Raw genomic sequence first — 3271 nt, forward strand, 5'->3', positions numbered from 1 at the left:
GGCGGCCGGTCGCACGTCGCGCAGCCAGGCGCCCGGCGCATGGCGGGCGGTGGCGGCGATCACCACGTCGCGCACCCCCGGCAGAACATGGACGTGCTGGTGGCCGTCCACATGATCCGGCGGGCGACCGAAGGCGGCATGGAAGGCGGCGAACTGGGCCTCCACCTCGGCGGCGAGCGCCGCGCGGTCGAGCCGCCCGGTGAGGATTTCGGCGAGCCGTCCCGGAACCGACGGAACCGCGAGTCCGGTGCGGTCAGCGGTGCGAACCCTCCGGTGAGCGTCACATGAAGCCCGACGCTGACGGCGCGGCCGCCGCAGGCGGTGTCGAGCGCGCGCGCCGCCTCTGCCAGGCCGTCGAATACGCTCATGACCGAGGTGGCGTTGAGCCGGCCGCGCGCCACCAGGTCCCGGATGCCGGCGCTGACGCCGGGGGCGAGACCATAGTCATCGGCGCACAGCACGATGCGCCTCACCGGTCCTCCCCCGCCAGTGGCGCGGTGGGCGGCACCGCCGCCGGATGGGCATGGACATGCGCGTGGCTCGGGTCGTGGGCCGTGCCGCCCTCCGCGTCATGGCGATGCGCACCGGTGCCGTGGCTCAGCAGATGGTCGGCGACGAAATAGACGGGTCGGCCTTTGATCTCCGAGAGGATGCGCGCCATGTATTCGCCCATCACGCCCATCACCAGCAGCTGGGTGCCGCCGATCACCATCAGCCCCACCACCACCGAGGGATAGCCCGGCACCGGGATGCCCCAGAGGAGCCGCTCGACCACGATCGACAGGCCGAAGATGAGGGCGAAGCCGGCGATCGCGGCGCCGAGCAGCCCGGCGAGGCGCAGCGGAGCGGGCGAGAACGAGGTCAGACCCTCCATGGAGAGCCCGAGCAGCCGCAGGAGGCTGAACGAGGTCTTGCCGTGGGAGCGGGCGGAGGGGCGGTAGGGCACCGCCACCTGCCGGTAGCCCACCCAGCTCGACAGGCCCTTGAAGAACCGGTTGCGCTCCGGCATCCGGCGCAGCGCCGCCGTGGCGCGCGGCGAGAGCAGGCGGAAGTCCGCGGCATCCTCGGGAATGTCCGTGGCGGCGCCGAAATTCAAAAGCCAATAGAAGGTTTTGACGAAAAGACGCCGGCTGAGCGGCTCGTCGAGCCGGTCAGCCTTGACCGCATAGGGCACGTCGTAGCCCTCATCCTTCCACAGGCGCAGGAAGGTGGCGATCATTTCGGGCGGGTGCTGGCCGTCCCCATCCATGAACATCACGGCGTCGGCCCGGGCATGGTCGAGGCCGGCGGCGAGCGCCGCCTCCTTGCCGAAATTTCGCGACAGCGCCACCACCTGGATATCGAGCGCCCCGCCGGGCAGGCCGGCGGCGATGCGCGCACTGCCGTCGCGGCTGCCGTCGTCCACATAGACGATCTCCATCCGGAGCCCGCGGGCGACCGCCTCGGCCTCGGCCGAGCGAAGGAGTCGCTCGTGGAAGGCCGCGAGGCCCATGGCCTCATTATAGAGCGGCACGACAATGCTGAGGTCGGGCGTCATGGCACACTCGGTCTGCGGCCCGCACGCCGGGCGGCAAGAAGCGTATATCGCGGTAGCATGCAACTCCCCTCCAGGGCACGATTTTTTTCTGCAGACGATGGAACCAGACCGAGGACCGGCCGTTATCGTATTGTCGCGGTCATGCCCCCCAATTGATCGCACACCCGACGCGGTCGCCTTTCCCCCCCAAAGGCGGCCGCGTCTTCATCTGCGGCCCTTGTTGAGCTACATCAAGCGCGCGGATTTTCGGCGCGAATAGGGTATGGTCGCGGCGCCGACGCGGCGGAGGGGGATGAAACGCATGATCCGGGACATTCTGGTCAACCTGGCCCAGGGCGTGGAGAGGGACAGCGCCTGCGAGTTCGCGGCGAGCCTCGCCGCCTATTTCGGCGCCCACATTACGGGCCTGTCCGTCGCCTACGAGATCGACGTGCCCCCCTTCTATATGGGCGCGCTGCCGACCGACTTCATCGATGCGCAATTGACCGAGAACCAGGCGGCCGCCGACAAGGCCACCGCCCGCTTCAAGGACGTTGCCGCGGCGGCGGGCGTGACCTTCGAGGCGCGGGCACTGTCCGCGTCCCTGGGCGTCGCCGCGAGCAGCTTTGCCCACATGGCGCGGCTCTATGACCTCACCGTGGTGGCGCAGCCCAATCCCGACCTTCCGGGGCCGGAGGAGGTGATCGCCGAGACCGTTCTCATGGAATCCGGCCGAGCCGTGCTGATGGTGCCCTACGTGCAGAAGGCCCCGTTCGCGGTGGATCGCGTGGTGGTGGCGTGGGACGGCGGGCGCGCCTGTGCGCGGGCGCTGGCCGAGGCGCTGCCGCTTCTGCACCGGGCGAAGAGCGTCGAGGTGCTGCGCGTGGTGCAGGCGCATGCCGAAACCGCGGACGAGGAAGGGCCGGAGGTGGTGCGCCATCTCGCCCGGCACAATCTCGAGGCGGTCGTGCGCACCCTGCCGGTGGGCTCGGGCGAATCGGTCTCGTCCGCCATCCTCAACGAGATTTCGGACCGCGGCGCGGACCTCGCGGTGATGGGCGGCTACGGCCATTCGCGCCTGCGCGAACTGGTGCTCGGCGGCGTGACGCGGGACATCCTCGGCTCCATGACCGTGCCGGTGCTGATGGCTCACTGAGCACCATATCGGTGCTCACGGCCCACTGAGCGCGCGCCTCCGGGACGCGCGCTCAGGCGGCGGCCCGGCGGCCATTCGGCCAGACAGGTGGACCGGGCCGGACATCCGAGCCCGTCGCGGAGGATGCCATGGGAGGCCAGCGATCGGCGAACCCGCAAATGGCTGACGGCGCATGCCCGCTTCGGCGTCGTGTCCTCGCGGGGCTGATCGCCTTGCCGGGACTATGCGCGCTTGCGCGCCCTGCGGACGCGCAGCCCGCATCGCCCGCCGGCTTCTGGCGCGCCGAGGACATCAAAGGTGGCGGCGTGCTGGACACCGTGGAAAGCCGGCTGGACATCTTTCCAGACGGCCGCATCGGCGGCTCGGCGGGGTGCAACCTGATCGCCGGCCGGGCGACCATCGCCGCCGGCCGCATCGCCATCGGCCCGCTGCGGACCACCCGCATGGCCTGCCCGCCGGGCGTGAATGCGCAGGAGCAGCGCTTTCTGGCGGCGCTGGCCGAAGTGCGCGGCTGGCGCGTGGACACCGCGCGGCGCAAGCTCTTTCTGCTCGCCGCGGACGCACGCCGGTGCTGCGGTTCGCGGCCCCCTGAGCCGACC

General features: G+C 70.7%; 4 protein-coding genes and 1 pseudogene. 2 read left to right on the forward strand and 3 right to left on the reverse strand.

Features of this window, described 5'->3' with window-relative positions:
- The 3 genes and pseudogenes from AC2W7M_RS22545 to AC2W7M_RS22555 all read right to left on the reverse strand — a co-directional run.
- Positions 1–165: ChbG/HpnK family deacetylase (locus AC2W7M_RS22545; RefSeq protein ID WP_486135083.1), on the reverse strand; the 165-nt coding region annotated here is incomplete at its 3' end.
- 140 nt (positions 166–305) lie between these two features.
- Positions 306–473: pseudogene (locus tag AC2W7M_RS22550) on the reverse strand (ChbG/HpnK family deacetylase); the annotation flags it as partial.
- Entirely contained in the window at positions 470–1537 is a 1068-nt protein-coding gene (locus tag AC2W7M_RS22555; RefSeq protein ID WP_486135078.1) for a glycosyltransferase family 2 protein, read from the reverse strand. The pseudogene AC2W7M_RS22550 and the gene AC2W7M_RS22555, both read right to left, overlap by 4 nt.
- Positions 1538–1829: 292 nt before the next feature.
- Between AC2W7M_RS22555 and AC2W7M_RS22560 the strand changes: the two genes are divergently transcribed.
- Positions 1830–2672: a universal stress protein gene (locus tag AC2W7M_RS22560; protein WP_486135080.1), complete on the forward strand. Its 843-nt coding sequence runs from the start codon at positions 1830–1832 to the stop codon at positions 2670–2672.
- 158 nt (positions 2673–2830) lie between these two features.
- Positions 2831–3271 (forward strand): META domain-containing protein (locus tag AC2W7M_RS22565; RefSeq protein WP_486135082.1); only part of this gene is annotated, 441 nt, incomplete at its 3' end.

It is taken from the genome of Xanthobacter sp. BG11Y11_SDJG (assembly GCF_057364445.1).